This is a genomic window from Streptomyces sp. H27-C3 (assembly GCF_030063415.1).
Lineage (GTDB): Bacteria > Actinomycetota > Actinomycetes > Streptomycetales > Streptomycetaceae > Streptomyces.
Window position 1 is genome coordinate 208,809 of record NZ_JASITA010000001.1, and the last position, 14,589, is coordinate 223,397.

Genomic DNA, 14,589 nt, shown 5'->3' on the forward strand with positions numbered 1-14,589 from the left:
CCCGGGAAGAGGAGCGGACCGTGCGGAAAGGAGTGTCAACGAACGGGGCGGGAACCGCCGGGGGCCTCTGAGGGGCGGGCGAGGATCGCTAGCCGTGGCCGTGCAGGGCCCGGCAGCCGCACTGCGGCTCATTCGCCGGGCCGTGGGCCGTCGCGCCGGGCGCGATCGGGCACAGGGCATGGGAGACCTGCGGCAGGCACTCCCTTACTCCACATGTGCGACCCATAAGTGGAGTGTACGGCCAGCCGGGCGGCCCCGGTTCCGCTGTCGCGCACCGGGCTCCCCGGGCGACCGTGCGCCGATGCCAGGAGAGAAAACCTGTCGTGCGGGGCGCGAGGGTCAGGGAAGGATCGAGTCGACGTATCCGCCGTCCACGCGGACGGCGCCACCGCTGGTGGCCGAAGCGAGCGTCGAGCTGAGGTGGACCACCATGTTGGCGATCTCCTCGGGTTCGATCAGGCGCTGGATCAGTGACTGGGGGCGGTGCAACCGCATAAACTCGCGCTGGGCCTCGTCCCACGGAAGCGCGCTGTCCACCAGCTCGTACACGAAGTCCTCGACTTCGCCGGTGTGCGTCGGTCCGGCGATCACCGAGTTGACGGTGACCCCGGTGCCGGCCGCTTCCTTCGCGAAGCCTCGGAAAACCGCGAGAAGTGCGGTCTTGGACATGCCGTAATGGATTCGGCGGGGATGACGACCGCGGAGTCGCTGGCGATGTTCAGAATGCGCCCCCAGGACCTCGTCGTCATGCCGGGCAGGTACCCGCGGGTCATCCGCACGGCTGTCAGCACGTTCACGTCGAAGTAGCGCCGCCGCTCCTCGTCGCTCATGTCGAGGGGGGCTTGGCACCGAAGGTGCCGAGGTTGTTGACGAGGATGTCCGCCTACCGGAGCGCTTCGATGACCTGCCGGGCGCCGTCGTAGGTGGAGATGTCGCCCGGCGCGGCCAGGAACTCGACCTCGGGCGACTCGCCGCCCAGCCGCTCGAGCGCCGCGTCGACGGATTTCTCCGTACGTCCGTTGGCGGCGACCCGGGCCCCGGCGCGCGCCAGACCGGTCGCTATGGCCGCTCCAATGCCCTGGTCGATCCGGTGACCAGAGCGTTCTTTCCCATGAGATCAATCAGCACGATACGCACCCTTCCAGCAGCAGTTCTCCGGCGATGACGCCGTCCTCCTCATGCAGTAGATCATCGAATTCGACCCCCCCGGAAGAAGCTGCCGAAGCCGACGGACCGGGGGCGGATAAGTGATCCATAAAGGTCTCCGTGTCATTCCCCTTCATTGACATCGGCGGGTAAACAGGGGACAAATGAAAGGTAAGGGCCTCCGGCCCATGCAACGAAGGACCGGCATCCGCGATCTCCTTGATCGACTCCGCACCATCGAGACCCGACAGAAGGAGCTTCGCGAGGAGCAGGCGGCGGTGGTCCGCGCGATAGTGGCGCAAGCCGGCGGGGTCAGTCAGGCCGCTGCTCTGCTGGGTCTGGACCCCAAGACCGTCCGGGCCCGTGAGCGCGCAGCGGGCATGGTCATGGTGGTCTATCGCGGAACGCACACCGAGAAGATCGATACGGACGGGCGTCTCTACGGCGAGACCGGGCAGGGCGAGGACAGTCCGGCCCAGCGGGACGCCGACCGGATGTGGTTTACCGTGGCCAAGGGCAAGCGCCCCCTCCTGCGTGCCGTCGCCTATGTGGCCGACGGCAAAGTGACCCGGGTCCGTGAGATCGAGGAAGGCCCCTGGCAGGAGAATCCGCAGGGCAAGGTCGCGCTGCCACTCGGTCGGCCGCTCAGCCCCGACGCCCTGGCCGAACGATTTCCCGCCTTTCCGCTGAACATCGGCGCCCCAAGACCCATGGTGCGGGGCAAGATCCGCGAGTACATCGCGCTGTAGACCGGGCACGCCCGCCCGCGCCCCACTCCCGTCCGGCGGCCCCGCCGCTGAGCCCTGCCCCACCACGGCACGTTGTCACGACGCCTCCTGTGCCCCACCAGAGAAGGGTCCAACCTCATGACCGTGCAGACTTCCGTCCGTCCTCCGCCTCCGCCGCCGAGTCAGACCGGCAGTGACTTCGCCCGGCTCTCGAAGAAGGTCATCGCGACCGGGCTGATGAGCCGCCGCCCCGGCTACTACGCGGCCCGCATCGCCGCGGTCGCCACGCTCTACGTCGGTGGCTGGGCCGCCTTCGTCCTCGTCGGCGACAGCTGGTGGACTCTGGCGATCGCCGGCTTCCTCGCCGTGGTCTTCGGCCAGGTCGCGCTGCTCACCCATGACATGGCCCACCGCCAGGTCTTCCGGCTGCGCAAGGCAAGCGAGCGGTCGGGGTGGATCGCCGGGAACGCCGGCATCGGGATGGGCTACGGCTGGTGGCAGGACAAGCACACTCGTCACCACGCCAACCCCAACCACGAGGATCTGGACCCGGACGTCCTCCCCGACGTGCTGGTCTGGTCGCAGGACCAGGCCCGCGCCGCCAAGGGCCTGCCCAGGCTGCTGGGCCGCTCGCAGGCCTTCCTCTTCTTCCCGCTGCTCACGCTGGAAGGCTTCAGCCTGCATGTGGCGGGCGTGCGGGGACTGGCCAACCCGGCTCTGAAGAACCGCAAGATCGAAGGCGCGCTGCTCTTCGGTCATTTCGCGGTGTACCTGGCCGCGCTGTTCCTGGTGCTGCCGCCCGGCATGGCGATCGCCTTCCTGGCCGTCCACCAGTGCCTCTTCGGCGTCTACCTCGGCTCCATCTTCGCCCCGAACCACAAGGGCATGCCGATCCTGACCGGCAAGGACCGCCCGGACTTCCTGCGCCGCCAGGTACTCACCTCACGCAATGTGCGCGGCGGCTGGTTCACCGACGTCGCGCTCGGCGGGCTGAACTACCAGATCGAGCACCACCTGTTCCCCAGCATGCCCAGTGTGCATCTGCGCAAGGCCCAGGTCATCGTGCGGCAGCACTGTGAGGAGCTGGGCATCAGCTACCTGGAGACCAGCCTGCTCACCTCGTACAAGCAGGCGCTGGCCAGTCTCCATCACGCCGGAGCCCCGATCCGGGAGTCCCGCGCCGCCGCCTGACCGGCCGAAACCGGTCAGCCCGCCCGGCCCGGGGGCCGCCCGGCCCGGGGCACTTCCTCGGCCGCGGGCACCGGGCCCGGCGGCGTACCGTCGCCGAACGGGCGCCCGCCCAACTCCTCGCGGTGGTGCGGGCTCAGCCAGTTGGCCAAGTCGGGGCCCAGCGGCACGATGCCGGTCGGGTTGATGCCGGAGTGCACCTGGTAGTAGTGCCGCTTGATGTGATCGAAGTCGACGGTGTCGCCGAAGCCGGGGGTCTGGTACAGGTCCCTGGTGTACGCCCACAGCACCGGGTCCTCCGCGAGCTTCGACCGGTTGCACTTGAAGTGGCCGTGGTAGACGGGGTCGAAGCGCACCAGTGTGGTGAACAGCCGGATGTCGGCCTCGGTGATGCTCTCCCCCACCAGATACCGCCGGTCGGCGAGCCGCTCGGACACCAGGTCGAGCCGCCGGAACACATCGTGCCAGGCCTCCTCGTACTCGCTCTGGCCCGTCGCGAAACCGGCCCGGTACACGCCGTTGTTGACGTCGCGGTAGACGCCGTCCATCACCTCGTCGATCTCCTCGCGCAGTGGCTCGGGGTAGAGGTCGGGCGCGCCTGTCCTGTGCAGGTCCGTCCACTCGGTCGCGAGGTCCAGGGTCATCTGCTGGAAGTCGTTGGTGACCAGCCTGCCGCTGGGTACGTCCACGATCGCGGGCACGCTGACGCCGCCGGTGTAGCCCTTTTCCCGTGTGTCGTAGGCCTCGGCGAGGTGGCGGATGCCCAGTACGGGGTCGCGGTCGTCGGGGTCGAGGGTGAAGCGCCAGCTGCGGTCGTCCTGGATGGGGTCGGTCACGGCCAGCGAGAGCGCGCCCTCCAGGCCGAGGAGGCGTCGCGAGACGAGAGCGCGGCTCGCCCACGGGCAGGCGCGGCTGACCACCAGCCGGTAGCGGCCTGCCTCGACGGGCCAGCTGTCCCGGCCGTCGGCCGTGATGCGGTCCGCGAAGTGGCTCTTGGAGCGCTTGAAGGGCGCCTTTCCGTAGCCCTTGGTGTCCTTGGTGTCCGTGCTGCCGTTGGTGTCTTCGCTGCTCGTCTTGGTGCCGTCCGTGTTGGTGCCGTCCGTGTCGGTGCCGGTGGGGCGGTTCATCGCCGGTGTCCTTCCCTGGGTTTTTGTGGGTGTACAGGTCCGGTGTGCAGGTCCGGTGTGCTGTCCCTTCGAGCCTTCCCCCATCGCCGGGATTGTCCCCGCCTGTCAGCCGCCCGGTCGCAGGCACGGACGCGCCCGCCCGCTCAGGCCATTGCCGTGAGCGGGCGGGGCGGTCTTCGGGTCGGGCTCAGGACCGGTAGGCCTCCACCTCACTGAGCTGGACCGCGGGCCAGCCGGTGTTGGCCGTGCCCGTCAGGCGCAGATGCCGGATCTGGATGCCGACCGGCAGCGTGATGCTGACGGTGTTGCCCGTCGCCGGGTCGAAGCGGTAGCCCTTCGCCGCGACGATCGTCCTGAACGCGGAGCCGTCCGGGCTGCCCAGGACGGTCAGGGTCTGGGTCCTGGCGGCCCAGGCGGCGGCCGGCGGCAGCTTGAGCACCACGCGGCCGACGGCCTGAGAGGCCCCGAGGTCGACGGACAGCGACTGGGGGAAGGCGTGATTGGCGCTCTCCCAGTACGAGCCGGCGTCGCCCGTCGACGGCCTTGGCCGCCGGGTAGCCGTCCACCTGGCCGGACGCGGTGGCGGGACGGCCCTTGGCGAGGTTGCGGTCCGGGTCGGGCGGCGTGGGCGTCGGGTCGGGGCCCGGACCGCCGTCGTAGTCCGGCTCCGGCCAGGGGCCGCAGTACGTGGCGGGCAGCTTCTCGTTCCAGCCGGAGTTGCCCGCGCCCTGCGTGAGGCCGAGCTGGCTGCCCAGGCAGCTGTAGACGGGGTCGGTGAATCCGATGTTCTTCGCCGTGACGTCGCTGAACGTGGTGACGGCGGGGTCGTTGAACTGTAGGGCGAACGTGCCGGTGCCGTCGATGTTGACGCGGTTGAAGTGGACGCCCTTCATGGTGCCGGAGACGAAGTGGATCGCGGCGTACGAACTGTCGAGGATGTCGGTGTCGGTTACGTTGATCGTCGCCTTGTCCATCGTGCTGTTGCGGGAGTCGAACCAGGTCGCGCCGATCGGGAACGGCCAGCCGCAGTCGCCGTTGCCCGCCCTGATGGTGGTGTTCCGGGCCAGAGTGAAGGTGCCCGACACATCGGCGCCCTGGCCGGGGGTGACGCCCGGGTAGCGGTTGCCGACGTGCAGTCCGCCGCCGTTGGTCAGCGAGTCGGCGACCACATTGCCGGTGACCGAGATGTCCTTGCCTCCGTAGATCGCGATGCTGTTCGCGAGGATGGGCAGCACCACGGTGTTGCCGGTGAACGCGTTGCCAACGTTGTTCTTCGTGTCGGCCCACATCGCGAGGCCGTCGTCCCCGGAGTTGCGCACGAAGGTGTTGTCCACCGAGGAGTTGGTGACGCCCCAGTGGAAGTTGACGCCGTCAGCGGTCTGGTCGAGGATCCGGCTGCGCCTTGGCCGGTTCCGCCTTGCCAGGCACCGGCTGGTCCATGAAGGGCTTGAAGTTCTCGACGGGCATGGTCGCGTTCGAGGCCCGTTCCGCGGCGTCCTTGGTCTTGGTCTCGCCGGTCCAGAAGTTCGGCTGGGGCAGTCCCACGGGGAGCTTGTCCGCCTTGGAGCGCGCCCAGTCGAACTGGCCCTTGCCCGGGGTGAGCGTCTTGAAGTCCACCCAGGCGATGGCGGCCTTGAGCTCGTCGGGCGAGCTGCCCTTCTTGAACATGTAATCGTTGCCGCCGAACAGCGTGGCCTTACCGCCGGGGATCGGGCCCATGCCGAAGCCCGCGGTGCCCCCGCCGAGCTTCGCGATGGACTTGGCGGCCGTGCGGACCTCTTCCCAGGTGATGGGCGGCGCGTTCGGGTCGAGTCCGGCCTCTTCGAAGAGCTTGCGGTTGATCAGCAGACCCATGGTGTAGTTGCTGGTGGGCAGACCGTAGAGCTTGCCGTCCTTCTTCAGGACGTTCAGCACATCCGGGTCGATGGTGCCCAGCGCGGGCACGGTCTTCTCGTTCACGTAGGCCGTGATGTCCGCGGCGCCGTCGTTGTCCAGCACCTGCTGCAGGTCGGTGAAGTAGGTGTAGAAGACGTCCGGTTGCGACTTGCCCTTGAGGGCCGCGGTGAAGCGCGCGGGCTCCTCGCACTGGCCGGGGGTCGACTTACCGTCGATCTTGACGTTCGGATACTTCTGGTTGAAAGGCGTTCTGCACATCCTGGTGGGTGAAGCCGGCCGGCACCGTGGAGGTCGCCGGGTCCGGGTTGGCGACCTGCCCGACCTGCTCCAGGTTCACGAAGTCGATCGCGTACTTGGTGAACGGCGATCGCCGGGCCGGCCTGTTTCCAGACCGGCCCGGCGATCGAGTACCGCGCGCTATCGGGACGTCGCGTCGCCCCATTGCGCCCGCGCCCCATCGAGCGCGGAGCGGTACGCCGCGTAGCCGTCCTCGTACACGGCGCGTGAGGCCACGCGCGGCTCCACCGTGCGGAACAACTGCGCCTTCGTCTCCGGCGGTTCACCGAGGAAGCGACGCGCCACCCGCACCGCGCCGAGCGCCCCCACCTCGCTCTCCTGCGGGATGCGCACCGGGCGCCCCAGGATGTCGGCGAACAGCTGCGACCACGGCCCGGAGCGAGTTCCACCACCACAGGCGGCCAGCGTCCCGGTGAGACCGGCGGTCTCCAGGCAGTGGCGGGCGGCGTAGCCGATGGCCTCGCACATGGCGCGTACCGCGTCGGCGCGGGTGTGGGCCAGGTTGAGTCCGTCGAGGCGGCCCCGGGCGGCCGGGTCGACGAAGGGCGCGCGCTCCCCCGCGTCGGACAGGAAGGGCAGCGCGGTGACGCCGTTCGCGCCCGGCGGGCTGTCGGCGAGCAGTTGATCGAGGTCGCCCGTGGTCGTACCGGTGAGGGCCAGCACCCATTCGAGGGCGGCGGTGCCGACCATGGCGGGCATCGAGCGCAGCCACCGGCCGGGATCGGGAGTGCACAGCCACATGCCGGCCGGTTCGGCTGAGGGATCGCCGCTGACCTCGTCGGTGAGGACCTGGCAGGCCAGGGTGGTGCCGACGATCAGCAGTCCGTCACCCACCTCGCGTACACCGCTGCCCACGGCGCAGGCAGGCAAGTCGTACGGGCCCGCGGTGAGCGGCAGCCCTTCGGGCAGGCCGAGGAGCCCGGCGCCGATGGCATCGAGCGGCAGGAGCGCTCCGGGCTCGGCGGGGGCAGGCAGCAGATGGGCGAGGTCCTCGATCCCGCAGGCGGCGAGCGCCTCGCGGGAGTACGTGCGGCTCACCGGGTCGAGGAAGGGCAGGGTCGCGTCGGAGGCGTCCACGCTGACCCGGCCGGTGAGGCGCTGCGCGACGGCGTCCACGCAGTAGCCCGCGGTGACCGCCCGCCGCAGGCTCTGTGGTTCGTGTTCCTGGAGGTGGGCGAGGAGCGGCGCATGGCAGCCGGGGAACATGCCGGAGCCCGTGTGCCCGTACACCTCCTGGACAGTGCCGCCGCGCAGCCAGGCCGCGACACGGTCGGAGGCCCGGCCGTCCATCCAGGAGATGGCCGGGCGGACCGCGCGGCCGTCCGCGTCGCGCAGCCACAGGCCGTCGCCCTGACCGGTCAGGGCGAGTGCGGCGGGCGGTTCGGACAGTGCGGCGGTGGTCTCCCGCACGACCTCGACGACCGTACGGACGACGTTGTCGATGTCCTGCTCGACGCGGCTGCCGGACAGCCGGTCCAGCCTGCTGCGGCGGGAGGCCGAGGCCAGTGGGATCCCTTCGCTGTCGAAGGCGACGGCCTTGGTGACGGAGGTGCCGATGTCGACGCCGATGATCACGCTCATGGCCGTGAGGCCTCCTGGACCTCGGGGTTGGCGGGGTGTGCGAGCTTTTCCCCGCGTACGAAGCGGCCCGCCTCGGCGGCGGTGATGGCGGCGGCGCGGTGCGCGGTCTGCTGGGTGGCGCCGGCCAGGTGCGGTGCGGTGACCACGTTCGGGGCGTGGTGCAACGGCCAGTCGGCGGGCGGCGGTTCGATGTCGTACACGTCGAGGGCGAGCGCTCCAAGGCATCCGCTGCGCAGCAGTTCGGGCAGCGGGGCGTAGTCGAGGAGTCCGCCGCGGGCGGAGTTGACCAGCACCGCGCCCTTGGGGAGCAGCGCCAGTTTCCCGGCGTCGATGAGGTGGTGGGTCTCGGGGGTGAGGCGTGCGTGCAGGCTCACCACGCTACTGCGGCGCAGAAGTTCATCGAGAGCGACCGGCTCCACCCCGTCGGCGCGCGCGGCCTCGGCGTCGGTGTAGGGGTCGGCGACCAGGACATGTGCGCCGAAGGCGCGCAGGACGCGGGCGACGATGCGGCCGATGGCCCCGTAGCCCACGAGTCCGACGGTGGCGCCGTCGAGTTCGATGCCGCCCTCCTCGTAGGCGTAGAAGTCACCGCGCCAGTTGCCACGCTTGAGCTCGGCGTCGGCGGTGGTGATGCGGCGCATCGCGGTGAGCATCAGGCCGATGGCGAACTCGGCGGCGGCCGGGGCATTGCGGCCGGGTGCGAAGGAGACGGCGACGCCGTGCCGGGTGGCGGCTGCGAGGTCCACGTTGACCGGGCCGCCCCGGGAGACGGCGACCATGCGCAGGTCCGGGCAGGCCGCGAAGACCTTCTCGGTGAAGGGCGCCATCTGGGTCACACAGATCTCGGCGCCGTCAAGCGCCGCGATGATCTCGTCCTCCGAACCGCTGGCCTCGTGGACGTCGCCGACCGGGCCGAATGGCTCGTGCGGCCAGGGCAGGGTGAGTTCGGTGATCTCGGGGGCGGTGCCGAGCTCCTCGCGCACGGCTGCGCGCAGGAGATCGGGGCGGACAAAGTGATCGCCGGCGGCGAGGATGCGCATGGAGCGGGTGCCTTTCTTCGGGTCGCATGGCGCTGCGCGGGGCGTTACCGCAGCACCACTATCACTGGCGCTGATAGATTTAACATCATTGTTTTGAAGAATCAATGAGAGTCGATCGGGCGGAGAGAGTTTTGATGGCATCGCGGCTGCTGCTGGTTCGGCACGGCGAGACCCAATGGCATGCGGAGAACCGGTACGCGGGGGTCTCCGACGTACCGCTGACCGTGAAGGGGCTGCGGCAGGCCGACGAGCTCGCGGCCTGGGCGAAGCAGCGTGGCGTGGACGCGGTGGCCTGCTCCCCGGTCAGCCGGGCCCGGCTGACGGCCGCGCCCGCGGCCCGCGCCCTGGACCTGGAGCCCGAGGTCGTGGAGGCGCTGCGCGAGGTCGACTTCGGCTGGGGCGAGGGCCGTACCGTCGCGGAGATGACCGCCGAGGACCCCGGGGCCGTACGGCGCTTCCGTGCGGACGCGGAGAGCGGCGCCTTCCCCAGCTCGGAGCCGCCGTCCGCCGCGGCGGCCCGGTCTACGGCGGCGCTGCGCCGCCTGGCGGAGGATCACCATGGGGCCACGGTCCTGGTGGTGGCGCACAACACGCTGCTGCGCATCGCACTGTGCGCGATGCTCGGCATCCCGGTGGGCCGCTACCGGCTGGTGTTCCCCCGGCTGGACAACGCGGCCGTGACCGAGATCGAGGTGGCCGGCGACCACACCGCCCTGCGCTCCCTCAACGTCCCCACCTGGGCGTCCGCCCAGGGCAGTGCGCGAAACTTGGGCGCATGACGACGAACGGCGCGCAGGCCCGCAGACAGATCATCACCGAGCGTGTCCTGGAGCACGGGACGGCGACCGGCGCCGAGCTCGCGGAGCTCACCGGGGTGAGCCTGATGACGGTGCACCGGGATCTGGACGAGCTGGCCAGGCGGGGGGTGCTGCGCCGCTTCCGGGGCGGGGTCTCCGCCCTGCCTTCGACCGTCTTCGAGTCCAATCTCGACTACCGACTGGGGGTCAACACCGTCGAGAAGGAGGCCATCGCGAAGGCCGCGGCCGACCTGATCGAGCCGGGCATGTCGGTGATGCTGGACGACTCCACGACGGCGCTCGCGCTGGCCAGGCTGCTGGTCGACCAGGTCCCGCTGACAGTGGTGACCAATGCCCGGCGGGTGATGGACCTGTTCGTCGGCCGGGACGGCATTCGCCTCATCTCGCTGGGCGGCGAGTACTCGCAGCCCCACGACTCCTTCCTCGGTGTCCCCTGCCTGGAGGCCATCGAGGCCCTCTCGGTGGACATGGTGCTGGTCTCCACCTCGGCGATGGACGCCCGAATGACGTACCACCAGGAGCAGGACGTGGTGCTGGTAAAACGGGCGATGCTGGCGTCCGGCACTCGCAAGGTACTGCTGATGGACCGCACCAAGACGGCCAGGACGGCGCTCCACCGGCTGGGCCCGGTCGAGGACTTCGACCACCTCGTGGTGGACGACCGGGTGGGCGGGGAACTGCTCGCGGCACTCAAGGAGTGCACGGATGTCCGAGTGGCGACCACCGGCTGACAACAAGATTTCTTAAACTCTTGCGTGTTAATTTCACAGAGACCATGATGCGTTCTCGTCGCGGCTGTACGTCCGCGGGCCCATGGCACCTCACTGTGGAGGCACGAGCATGAGCAGCACCGCCGCACCCGCCGCGCACACGGGAACGGAGACAGGAACGGCGACGGTCTGGGACCGTCTGGGCATTCCCCGACCGCTCCTCTTCGGCTTCATCGGCGTCCTGATCTTCATGATCGGCGACGGGGTCGAATCCGGCTTCATCGCACCGTTCATCGAGGGCAACGGTGCCGGCAGCGAGGTCCGGGCGAGCTATGTGATCACGGCGTACGGCGTCACGGTCATGCTCGCGTCCTGGCTGTCGGGCGCGCTGTCCGAGCTGTGGGGACCGCGTCGGGTGATGCAGATCGGCCTCGCCGTCTGGATCGTCTTCGACATCCTGTTCCTCACCCTGGGCGCCGCCCAGGACAACTACACGCTCATGCTGCTCTTCTACGGCCTGCGCGGTTTCGGCTACCCCCTCTTCGCCTTCTCCTTCCTCGTGTGGGTCACCGCGACCGCACCGGTGGCCAGGCTCGGCGCGGCGGTCGGCTGGTTCTACTTCGCCTTCACCGGCGGCCTGCCCACCCTCGGCTCACTCACCGCCTCCGTCACGAACCCGCTGTTCGGCAAGTTCGGCACACTCTGGGTCGCCCTCGCCCTGATCGCGATCGGCGGCGCCTTCTGTCTGCTTGGCGTGCGCGAGCGCACCGGGTTCTCACGGCTCGCTCCGCCCGGCGTCAAGCCGGTCCAGTCGCTGACCCGCAGTCTGTCCATCGCGTGGACCAACCCGAAGGTCGCGATCGGCTGCGTCGTACGGATCATCAATACCGCTCCGCAGTTCGGCCTGTGGGTGATCCTCCCGGCCTTCTTCACCGACGAGATGGGCTTCACCGACGGCGACTGGCTGCGGCTGCTGTCGATCATGTTCGCCACCAATATCTTCTTCAACCTGCTCTTCGGTGTGGTCAGCGACCGGGTCGGCTGGCGGACGACCATTGGCTGGTTCGGCGCGGTCGGCTGCGCGGTGAGCGTGCTCGCCCTGTACTTCGTGCCCAAGCTGATGACCGACAACTACTGGGTGGCCGTCGGTGTCGGCATGATCTACGGCGCCACGCTCGCGGGGTTCGTCCCGATCTCCGCGCTGATGCCGTCACTGGCCCCCGAGAACAAGGGCGGCGCGATGGCGCTGCTCAACCTGGGCGCGGGCGGCGCGGCCTTCGTCGGCCCCGCCATTGTCTCGGTCTTCCTCGGCCCGCTGGGCCGCGACGGCGTCGTCATCATCTTCGCTTGCCTGTATGTCGTCGCCGCCGTGCTCACGCTCTTCCTGAAGCTGCCGCGGGCGTCGGAGGAAGCCATCGAGCAGGGCAAGTCCCTCCACGAGGCGGCCGAACCGCTCACTGTCCGCGCCACCTGACCGCCCCGAGAATGATCCGTACGCGAAAGGACCCGTCCCGCGCATGAGCACCACCGACGTCCCCCGCTCCCCCGTCCCCGTCGTGGCCGGAATCGATGTGGCCACCGCCGCGGTGAGAGTGGTGTGCGCCGACGCCCGCGGACGGGTTCTCACGCAGGGGCAGGCGCCGCTCCCCCAGCCGGTGCGTGGCGCCGGCGGCCACAGCGAGCAGGACGCCGGTGCCTGGTGGCCCGCCGCGGCCGCCGCGCTGCGGCGAGCCACCGCAGAACTGCCCGGCGGCGGCCGGGAGGTGGTGGCGGTCGCCGTCTCCGCCACCTCCGGGACCCTGGTGCTGGCGGACCCGAACGGTGCGCCCGCGGGCCCGGCGCTGATGTACGACGACCGGCGGGCGGCCGACCTCAACGCCAAGGCGCAGGAACTGGGCGCGCGCCGCTGGCGGGCACTGGGCCTGACCGTCGGCCCGACGGCGGCCCTGGGCAAACTTGTCGGGTGCGCGACCCTTGCCCTTCCCGGTCAGCTCGTCCTGCACACCCCGGATCTGCTCGGCCTGCGGCTCACCGGACACCCGGTGGCCACCGACTGGAGCCACGCGCTGAAGACCGGCTACGACCCGCTCGCGGGCGAGTGGGCCACCGAGGTCTTCGACGCCTTCGATGTCCCCTCCCGCCTGCTGCCCGCCGTGCAGGCCCCCGGGACGGAGGTCGGCACCGTGTCGGCGGCGGCCTCGGCCGAGACCGGGCTGCCCGTCGGCTGCCGGGTCCGGCTCGGGATGACGGACGGGTGCGCGGGCCAGATCGCCACCGGGGCCGTGCGGCCGGGCCAGTTCGTCGGCGTGCTGGGAACGACGTACGTCCTCAAGGGTGTCACCCGCGAGCTGGTCACCGACCCGGCCGGCGCCCTCTACAGCCATCGCCACCCCGACGGCTGGTGGCTGCCCGGCGGCGCGTCCAACACTGGCGGCGAGGCGCTCGCCGCCGTCGATCCGGCGCGTCTACCAGGCCTGGACGCGGCGGCCGACGCCCGCGGTCCGGCCTCGTACCTGAACTATCCGCTGCGTCGCGAGGGCGAGCGGTTCCCCTTCGTCCGTGGCGACGCGCGCGGCTTCGTCGCCGGTGCGCCGCAGGACGAGGCCGACGAGCACCGGGCCGCGCTGGAAGGCGTGGCGTTCCTGGAGCGCCTCGCGCTGGAACGCGTGCAGGCGCTCGGCGTCGAAGTGACGGGCCCCCTGCACGCGGCGGGTGGCGGCAGCCGCAGCGCCCTGTGGACCCGTATCCGCGCCACCGTCCTTGGCCGGCAGCTGCAAGTCGCCGAACGGGCCGAGACGGCGTTCGGCGCGGCCCTGCTGGCGGCGGCCGGCACCTTGCACGCCGACCTGTCCGCGAGCGCGGCGGCGATGACGGGCCCGGGGCGCGTGGTGGACCCGGTGGAAGGGGAACGGGCGGCGCTGGACGAGTCGTACGAGGGATTCGTCGCGCAGCTGCGCGCTCGGGGCTGGCTGGACGGCTAGACGCGATCCGGGAGGGACTAGGCCCTGATCTGACCTACTGGGGATCTAGCGTGGTCACTCCACTGAGGTTCCCCCCGAAGGCGGTAGCCATGACCGACCAGCCGACTCCCCAGATCATCCATTTCGAGGACGCCTCCGCGCTGGAGGCCTGGCTGGCCGACCACTACGGAGTGCAGTGCGGCATCTGGGTGAAGATCGCCAAGAAGAACTCGGGGGTCGCCTCGGTGACCCATCCGGAAGCACTGGATGTCGCCCTGTGCCACGGCTGGATCGATGGTCAGCGCAAGGCCTGCGACGAGACGTACTACCTGCAGAAATTCACGCCCCGGCGTGCGCGGAGCCTCTGGTCGCAGGTGAACATCCGCAAGGTAGAAGGGCTGGTGGCCGCCGGTCGTATGCGGGAGCCCGGCTTCTCGAAAATCCTCGCCGCCAAGGCGGACGGCCGGTGGGACGCGGCGTACGAGTCGCAGCGCGACTCCACCGCGCCCCCCGATCTCGCTGCCGCGCTGGAACAGAACCAAGTGGCGCGGGACTCCTTCGAGCAGCTCGGCAGAACGGAGAAATACACGGTGATCCTGCACCTGCTGAGGGCGCGGACTCCGGGCGCCAGGGCCGCACAGCTCCAGCGGATGATCACCCTGATGGAGGCTGGACAGCAGGTCCGGTAGCGCCGCCCGGATGCGGATCCCGCGAGGTGCGCGGACCCTGTAGGTGCGGGGGCGAAGCGGCGAGGAGGAACACCCATGTCCATGATGGACAAGCTCAAGGGAATGCTGAAGGGCCACGAGGCCCAGGCAGGGCAAGGCATCGACAAGACCGGTGACTTCGTCGACGGGAGGACCCAGGGCAAGCACAGCGGCCAGGTCGACACCGCCCAGGACAAGCTCAGGGAGCAGTTCGGCACGAACCCGGACCAGGACAAGCCGCCCACGCCCCCTTCCTGACCACGCGCGGGCCGAGGGCCCGGAAACCGCAGGTGTCACTTCCGGTCATTCCTGTTGACGCCCCCGCCGCACCCACATCTGCCCTCCCCACTCGGCGAACTCGCCTTCGCCGCCAAAAGGGCCAGCTCAGCCC

General features: G+C 70.1%; 12 protein-coding genes and 3 pseudogenes. 8 read left to right on the top strand and 7 right to left on the bottom strand.

The window, feature by feature from the left end; all coding sequences use genetic code 11:
- Positions 1-339 precede the first annotated feature (339 nt).
- Positions 340-1,128 (bottom strand): annotated as a pseudogene (locus QMK30_RS00725) (SDR family NAD(P)-dependent oxidoreductase).
- Positions 1,129-1,334: 206 nt separating this feature from the next.
- Between QMK30_RS00725 and QMK30_RS00730 the strand changes: the two are divergent.
- Both QMK30_RS00730 and QMK30_RS00735 read left to right on the top strand, forming a co-directional pair.
- A complete protein-coding gene (locus QMK30_RS00730; protein WP_283515113.1) occupies positions 1,335-1,895 on the top strand; it encodes a hypothetical protein in 561 nt (186 codons plus the stop codon).
- A gap of 117 nt (positions 1,896-2,012) precedes the next feature.
- The gene (locus tag QMK30_RS00735; RefSeq protein ID WP_283515114.1) at positions 2,013-3,065 is read left to right on the top strand and encodes a fatty acid desaturase family protein; all 1,053 of its coding nucleotides are present in this window, start codon (positions 2,013-2,015) and stop codon (positions 3,063-3,065) included.
- Between the two features lie 14 nt (positions 3,066-3,079).
- Here QMK30_RS00735 and QMK30_RS00740 read toward each other — a convergent pair whose 3' ends face one another.
- From QMK30_RS00740 to QMK30_RS00760, 6 genes and pseudogenes are all read right to left on the bottom strand, one after another.
- Entirely contained in the window at positions 3,080-4,189 is a 1,110-nt protein-coding gene (locus QMK30_RS00740) for a glutathione S-transferase family protein (RefSeq protein WP_283515115.1), read from the bottom strand.
- Positions 4,190-4,376: 187 nt separating this feature from the next.
- Positions 4,377-4,670: a discoidin domain-containing protein gene (locus tag QMK30_RS00745; RefSeq protein ID WP_349362030.1), complete on the bottom strand. Its 294-nt coding sequence runs from the start codon at positions 4,668-4,670 to the stop codon at positions 4,377-4,379.
- Positions 4,671-5,079: 409 nt separating this feature from the next.
- A pseudogene (locus tag QMK30_RS38655) lies at positions 5,080-5,613 on the bottom strand (discoidin domain-containing protein); the annotation flags it as partial.
- Positions 5,585-6,328 (bottom strand): annotated as a pseudogene (locus QMK30_RS00750) (extracellular solute-binding protein); the annotation flags it as partial. The pseudogenes QMK30_RS38655 and QMK30_RS00750, both read right to left, overlap by 29 nt.
- A gap of 174 nt (positions 6,329-6,502) precedes the next feature.
- Positions 6,503-7,963, bottom strand: coding sequence for an FGGY family carbohydrate kinase (locus QMK30_RS00755; protein ID WP_283515116.1), 1,461 nt, complete (start codon positions 7,961-7,963; stop codon positions 6,503-6,505).
- Positions 7,960-9,003, bottom strand: a complete 1,044-nt coding sequence (locus QMK30_RS00760; RefSeq protein ID WP_283515117.1) for a 2-hydroxyacid dehydrogenase — start codon at positions 9,001-9,003, stop codon at positions 7,960-7,962. Before QMK30_RS00760 ends, QMK30_RS00755 begins: the two co-directional genes overlap by 4 nt.
- Positions 9,004-9,137: 134 nt before the next feature.
- Here QMK30_RS00760 and QMK30_RS00765 point away from each other — a divergent pair, with 134 nt between their 5' ends.
- The 6 genes from QMK30_RS00765 (at position 9,138) to QMK30_RS00790 (ending at position 14,456) form a co-directional block, all read left to right on the top strand.
- The gene (locus QMK30_RS00765) at positions 9,138-9,782 is read left to right on the top strand and encodes a histidine phosphatase family protein (protein WP_283515118.1); all 645 of its coding nucleotides are present in this window, start codon (positions 9,138-9,140) and stop codon (positions 9,780-9,782) included.
- Positions 9,779-10,552: a DeoR/GlpR family DNA-binding transcription regulator gene (locus QMK30_RS00770; protein WP_283515119.1), complete on the top strand. Its 774-nt coding sequence runs from the start codon at positions 9,779-9,781 to the stop codon at positions 10,550-10,552. The genes QMK30_RS00765 and QMK30_RS00770 overlap by 4 nt, the downstream gene beginning before the upstream one ends.
- Before the next feature lie 109 nt (positions 10,553-10,661).
- Positions 10,662-12,005, top strand: coding sequence for an MFS transporter (locus QMK30_RS00775; protein WP_283515120.1), 1,344 nt, complete (start codon positions 10,662-10,664; stop codon positions 12,003-12,005).
- 43 nt (positions 12,006-12,048) lie between these two features.
- Positions 12,049-13,512: an FGGY-family carbohydrate kinase gene (locus tag QMK30_RS00780; RefSeq protein WP_283515121.1), complete on the top strand. Its 1,464-nt coding sequence runs from the start codon at positions 12,049-12,051 to the stop codon at positions 13,510-13,512.
- A gap of 89 nt (positions 13,513-13,601) precedes the next feature.
- The gene (locus QMK30_RS00785; RefSeq protein WP_283515122.1) at positions 13,602-14,180 is read left to right on the top strand and encodes a YdeI/OmpD-associated family protein; all 579 of its coding nucleotides are present in this window, start codon (positions 13,602-13,604) and stop codon (positions 14,178-14,180) included.
- A 75-nt stretch (positions 14,181-14,255) separates the two neighbouring features.
- Positions 14,256-14,456: an antitoxin gene (locus QMK30_RS00790; protein ID WP_283515123.1), complete on the top strand. Its 201-nt coding sequence runs from the start codon at positions 14,256-14,258 to the stop codon at positions 14,454-14,456.
- Positions 14,457-14,589 lie beyond the last annotated feature (133 nt).

Excerpts from the sequence above, each read along its gene's own strand:
- QMK30_RS00780 (WP_283515121.1), top strand. The coding sequence starts at position 12,049 with ATGAGCACCACCGACGTCCCCCGCTCCCCCGTCCCCGTCGTGGCCGGA.
- QMK30_RS00730 (WP_283515113.1), top strand. The coding sequence starts at position 1,335 with ATGCAACGAAGGACCGGCATCCGCGATCTCCTTGATCGACTCCGCACC.
- QMK30_RS00785 (WP_283515122.1), top strand. The coding sequence starts at position 13,602 with ATGACCGACCAGCCGACTCCCCAGATCATCCATTTCGAGGACGCCTCC.
- QMK30_RS00765 (WP_283515118.1), top strand. The coding sequence starts at position 9,138 with ATGGCATCGCGGCTGCTGCTGGTTCGGCACGGCGAGACCCAATGGCAT.
- QMK30_RS00770 (WP_283515119.1), top strand. The coding sequence starts at position 9,779 with ATGACGACGAACGGCGCGCAGGCCCGCAGACAGATCATCACCGAGCGT.
- QMK30_RS00740 (WP_283515115.1), bottom strand. The coding sequence starts at position 4,189 with ATGAACCGCCCCACCGGCACCGACACGGACGGCACCAACACGGACGGC.
- QMK30_RS00760 (WP_283515117.1), bottom strand. The coding sequence starts at position 9,003 with ATGCGCATCCTCGCCGCCGGCGATCACTTTGTCCGCCCCGATCTCCTG.
- QMK30_RS00755 (WP_283515116.1), bottom strand. The coding sequence starts at position 7,963 with ATGAGCGTGATCATCGGCGTCGACATCGGCACCTCCGTCACCAAGGCC.
- QMK30_RS00790 (WP_283515123.1), top strand. The coding sequence starts at position 14,256 with ATGTCCATGATGGACAAGCTCAAGGGAATGCTGAAGGGCCACGAGGCC.
- QMK30_RS00775 (WP_283515120.1), top strand. The coding sequence starts at position 10,662 with ATGAGCAGCACCGCCGCACCCGCCGCGCACACGGGAACGGAGACAGGA.
- QMK30_RS00735 (WP_283515114.1), top strand. The coding sequence starts at position 2,013 with ATGACCGTGCAGACTTCCGTCCGTCCTCCGCCTCCGCCGCCGAGTCAG.